Consider the following 5,521-nt stretch of genomic DNA (forward strand, 5'->3'; position numbering starts at 1 on the left):
TTATTATAACCGCAACCGATTATTCTGGTAATGAAAGCCTTTCTTCAGATAAGGTAAGTGCTGTTCCCCTTGCCCCTTCTGATATTACACCCCCTTCTCCGCCAGCCAATCTTAATGTTGTTAATCCTGGCAATGACGATGGCACACATCTTGACTTAACCTGGACAGCATCAACAGATAATGTAGCAATAGCCTATTATCGTGTCTATGAATCCACCTCACCTAATGTATCAAAAGAAACATATGATTACTATTACCAGCCAACAAGCAATAGCCTTCAAGCTCATCACTTAACAAAAGGGATAAGGTATTATTACAAGGTATTGGCAATAGATACCTCTGGCAACGAAAGCAGCCTTTCTAACCGTGCAGAGGGAATCCCAAAGGATACAAGAAAGCCAAATACACCCACAAATCTATCAGCACTAGCCTCCGATGGCTATGTCTCCTTAAGGTGGGATTATGCTTGGGATGTCTACCGATGGAACCTCTACCGCAAACCAGGGATAAATACAGCTGACTATGAAAAAATAGACTATACCGCCATAAACTCCTTTACTGACTACAGAGTAACCAATGGCACAACTTATTATTACAAGATAAGGGCAGAAAGCTATGAAGGGATAGAGAGCCTTGATTCAAATATCGTTCAAGCTATGCCGACAGTAACTGATTTACCGCCCTCTGTACCAAAAGGCTTGGCAGCTTATGGAAGGGATAAAGAGATTACATTAGTCTGGCGGGGTAATCCAGAATCCGATATTGCTGGGTATAATATTTATCGGGATGGAACAAAACTAACTCCAATTCCTATATTACAGGCCATATATGAAGACTTTGGGCTTACAAATGAAATATCTTATCATTACGAAGTTAGAGCAGTAGATGAATCTCAGAATGAGAGTCCTTCTAGTTCAATCGATGTAACTCCTCATCCTGTGAAGATAAAGATTGTGTCAATAAATGGATATGAACCTGGAACATATTATACTAATACTAAGGATCCACAACCAGTGATTATTGAGTACCAGCAAGAAGGACAGATTAGCTATATTGAATTTAAAGTCGTAGATGTCACAAGAGGAATAGAAGGAGAGGTAGTATATAGCAAGATTATTTCTGAACCACCACCTACTTTTATAAGTGAGAGACCCTTGATTTTCTGGGATGGGAAGTATGATTATAAAAATGAGCATGTATCTGTTGGTATATATGAGTTTAGGTTAGTCGCTTATCAAGTGATAGAACCAGTAAAAGGAGTTTTGTCTGCACCAGAACACAAAGCAGTAGAGAAAGCTCAGGCAAGAGGATTGCAACGGTTAAGTTCTTATATTGAACATTTAGATATCCATCAAGGCGATTCAAGTGTAAAACAAGTAGCTTATTATGGAGGGACATTTGTTCCTGTTTATGGTGATGCAAGGGATATAGGAATAGAACTAAACAATTTCTTCAGCGGCAAAGGTATCGATTGGTTTACCCTGGGTATCTCTTCTATCGGGCTAATTTTAGATGTATTCCCACTAAGTTGGGGTAATCAGAATGTAGTCTTATCAGTGATAAAAAATCTTAAAAAGGCATTAGGCTCTGAGATAGCAACCAGATTTGGCAAAGAGATACACAGCATTCTGAAGAACAAGGCAGGCTTTGAGAATGGATGGAAGTTGGTGAGCTTCATCTCAACTGAGATGCCAGTAATATCCAAATTGGTTAAGACTCCTGATGGCATGTCAAGATTAGGACAATATTTTGTTAAACATGGTGATGAAGGCGGCAATTTCTTGAAGAAAATGGGGAAGATTGAACCGAGTAAGATTTGGAAGAAAGGAAATTTAGACAGCCATTATCAAAAACATGTGATAGAAAACAAAGAGTTTGATGAACTTTTTGGAAAGACGCCGTCTCCAGAAGAGTATGAAAAATTATCAAAAGATGTAATAGAAAAAGGTAAGAAGGTGATCTATAAGCATGCTGATGACCAGGGAAATATAATAGGCGATAGAATAGGATTCTTTTATGAGAAAGAGATCGTTGGTAAGAAAGTAGTTTTTGTAGGAGTAAATGATGCTAAAGAGACTATAACTTGTTTTGTACCTGCTAAAGGATGGAAGTATGTAGAAGAAAAGGCTTTCCAATGGGCCTTTAAGGTAGACGACTTTTAAAACGATGTTAAAATGAAGAGAAAAGAAATAGAAGATAGTGAGAGATGTATAATTTGGATAAAGATATATATAGAAGGAATTAACAAAATAATTAATTATGAAAAAAAAGAAGAACTTTTAGACTATGAGAAAAGTATAGGAAATATTTTGGATAATCAAAATAGAGCAAAGGATGGGATAAAGTGGCTTAAGCAGAAATTAAAAAATAATTCACTCAATGATATATTATTTCTTAATGAAAATTTAGAGTGGTTTAGACAAAGATTAAGAAAAGAGAAAATATTGGCAGAAGACATAGAAAAATTAGCAGAGGGAGCAGATACCAAATGGCAAAGATTTGAGAAAGAAAATAAAGAAGAGATTAAAAAACAAGCATTAGAAGAACTAAAGGATTGTGTGCATAGCTGGGAAGTGGCTGTTTCTTTTTTAAGAAAAAGTGGCTTTGAGATGTTTATGGATGATTACCCAAATGATTGCGACATTAGGGATTCGGCTCAAAGATTAGTTGAGTATTTAGAAAGAGAAGGGATTGAAATTAAGGAAGAAAAAGAGAAATTAGCAGAAGCAGATGATCTTCTAAAAAGTTTGGCTAATGAAGCAGCAAAAGTGCCAGGGTTTAGCTTAAAAAAAGAAGATTTGCCTCCTTATACCCCAGAATCTCACTGGTGGTGGTACATAGGGGATTTAGCAAAGGAGAATAAACAAGACGCATTCGCCATAGCTGAACCCTACATTAAAGCAGAAGCAATTGAGAAACATTTAGGGATAAAATGAGGTATTTTAAAATGTTATCTGCTCATTGAGAGCGGATTATCATAGGAGGTAATCTATGATGGAAGAGAATACGAATTTGTCGGAAAAAGAAGAAAAAGAGGTATTGGAAAAGCTCTATGCTTTCGTAATTGAACAAATGAAAGCTGGAGTTGACAAATCTATCATATCGCAAAAGTTAGTCGAAAAGGGGGTAGACAAAACCGCCGCTTCTGAGTTGGTAGAAAAAATACAGGCCCAAATTGTGAAAGCAGCCGAAGAAGAACAATTTTCTATGAGTTCAATCATACCTGCATTGGTTGGGGGTATTTTAGCCGCTATGGTAGGTGGAGTCATTTGGGGGTTGATAGTTATTGCTACGGGATATGAGATTGGGTATGTGGCTTGGGGAATAGGTTTAATATGTGGATTTGCAGTAGTCTTATTCTCAAAAGGTAAAAAAGGGATTACCCTTCAGATCATTGCGGTTCTTTCGAGTATCCTAGGGATTGCCATCGGTAAGTATATCACCTTTTTTCATTTCTTGAAAGAAGCAATAGCAAAAGAGCAGGGTGCGGCATCTGCGTCCAATGTGTCTATTTTTTCGGAAAAAGTTATTCGCTTTTTTATAGAAGGTATGGGTTCAATGGTTAGCGGTTTTGATGTTCTATGGATTATCTTGGCAGTTATTACGGCATGGAGAATTCCCAAAGGGATTGGCATTAAATTACAGAAATGACAAACAGAAGCAATTGAAAAGCATTTAGGGATTACGGAATGAAAGGAAGGATAAGGAAAAGATGAGTTTAGAGGAGGAATTAGATGGAACAAGAAATAAAGCCAGAGGTTGAATCAGAACAGAAATCAAAGCAGCAACAAGAAAAGAAGAAGAGATCTTGGTTGAGAAAGTTGTTGGGTATTGGGGTCGTCATCGCCGTCCTTTTTGGTTACCAACAATACAAGTCAAATAAAGTTCAAAAAGAGGTGCACGATCAGATGATAAAGGTTCTTTCTAAAAGTATGCCATGGTTTAACGAAGATCCATATATGAAAGAGCTTTTTGAATTAGCTCATCCTAAAGCATTTGACCAATCCTACACCTTTGGAACGCGTCGAAGAAAAGCACGGTTTGACAATGTAAAGTATATTGAATCTTTATATGCTATTATGAGCGAGAAAGCAAAAAATGACGGCAAGGAAAAGCTTGCCGAAAAAATTAGGGCATATGGGATTGTGATGAAAGCTCTCATTACAGAAGGAGATTAAAATGCAAAGGAAAAATATTATGCAAAATTTATTTAGGGTTTTATTTATGGGCATATCTTTGGTGGTTCTTAAAACTAACCTCTATGGCCTTGACCTCAACAACCCCTATGGCATTGCAACCAATGGTAATTATCTCTACATTGCTGATACGGGAAATTGTCGGATTGTCCGATGTAATTTAGATGGCTCAAATCCTTTAGTCTACGGTGATGTAGGTAAGGGAGAGGGCAAGTTTATGCAACCCCAAGGTATTGGGGTTACCCCACAGGGGGATATTTATGTGGTTGATACAGGAAATCATAGAATACAAAAGCTTAAGGATAATGGAACAACAATTAGCTTTGTAAAGACAATTGGACAAGAGGGAGAAGGTATTGTTCAATTCTTGCTTCCCAGGGATATTGCCATTGACTTTAGAAATGGCTATTTTCTTGTCTGTGATTCATTTAACCAGAGAATTTCCAAATTTTCTCTTGATGGCAATCCTATAAACTCATTCTCAGGCTCTAATTCCTTTGGCCAATGGGGAACCCAGACAGGCAAGCTATGGCATCCCTATGGGATTGATATAGATAATCAAGGCAATATCTATGTGGCAGATACATATAATCATAGAATACAAAAGTTTAGCTCTCAAGGTAGCTATATCTTAAGCTTTGGAAAAATGGGACAGGGAGAGGGTGAATTTCTTATGCCCTGTGATGTTGTAGTAGATAATGATGGCTATATTTCGGTCATAGATACTGAGAACCAGAGGGTTCAGAAATTTTCTTCAAGTGGAGGCTACATCGAGTTCTATGGTAAGCCTGGTCAGGGCAAAGGGAAGCTGATGCATCCCCAGAAAGGGATAATTGCAAAGGACGGAAATCTCTATGTTGTTGATTCAACCGGCAATAAATTTGAAGCCTTTAATATTGGGACATACATCACCTTTGTCTCTTGCTTGCCTTCCATATTTTCTCCCAACAATGATGGAGCGTTTGATAATGCCACAATCAGCTACACCATACCCGAACAAGCAAGGATAACCATAAACATCTATGATTCTAATGGAGCTTTGGTCAGAAATCTTATTGATGCCGAGAGAGCAAGTGGCCAACAATCTGAGGTTTGGAATGGAAAGGATAATAGTAGTGTTATTCTCTCTGATGGCAAATATACCTATGTAATAAATGCCCTTAATTCGCTTAACTATCGTCCCCCTCAGAAAAAAGGCGAGGTGAATATAGATAATACCCCACCTGCGATTACTAATTTAGAAGCATTACCCAATATAGTTGCCCCAGGTAAGCAGGTAAATTTAAGAGCCTGTATAACCGATAACCTAAGTGGGATTGCCTCTG

General features: G+C 37.7%; 5 protein-coding genes. All 5 read left to right on the forward strand.

Going from position 1 to position 5,521, the window contains the following annotated elements:
• Positions 1 to 2,162 (forward strand): hypothetical protein (locus tag AB1630_09925; protein ID MEW6104107.1); only part of this gene is annotated, 2,162 nt, incomplete at its 5' end.
• Between the two features lie 12 nt (positions 2,163 to 2,174).
• On the forward strand, positions 2,175 to 2,936 hold the full coding sequence (locus AB1630_09930) for a hypothetical protein (GenBank protein ID MEW6104108.1): 762 nt from the start codon (positions 2,175 to 2,177) through the stop codon (positions 2,934 to 2,936).
• A 55-nt stretch (positions 2,937 to 2,991) separates the two neighbouring features.
• A complete protein-coding gene (locus AB1630_09935) occupies positions 2,992 to 3,651 on the forward strand; it encodes a hypothetical protein (protein ID MEW6104109.1) in 660 nt (219 codons plus the stop codon).
• Between the two features lie 83 nt (positions 3,652 to 3,734).
• Positions 3,735 to 4,178, forward strand: a complete 444-nt coding sequence (locus AB1630_09940) for a hypothetical protein (GenBank protein MEW6104110.1) — start codon at positions 3,735 to 3,737, stop codon at positions 4,176 to 4,178.
• Between the two features lies 1 nt (position 4,179).
• A partial coding sequence (locus tag AB1630_09945) for a 6-bladed beta-propeller (protein MEW6104111.1) occupies positions 4,180 to 5,521 on the forward strand: 1,342 nt, incomplete at its 3' end.

It is taken from the genome of bacterium, assembly GCA_040753555.1.
Lineage (GTDB): Bacteria > UBA9089 > UBA9088 > UBA9088 > UBA9088 > JBFLYE01.

Coding starts and splice junctions, on each gene's coding strand:
- AB1630_09930 (MEW6104108.1), top strand. CDS start 2,175: ATGAAGAGAAAAGAAATAGAAGATAGTGAGAGATGTATAATTTGGATA.
- AB1630_09935 (MEW6104109.1), top strand. CDS start 2,992: ATGATGGAAGAGAATACGAATTTGTCGGAAAAAGAAGAAAAAGAGGTA.
- AB1630_09940 (MEW6104110.1), top strand. CDS start 3,735: ATGGAACAAGAAATAAAGCCAGAGGTTGAATCAGAACAGAAATCAAAG.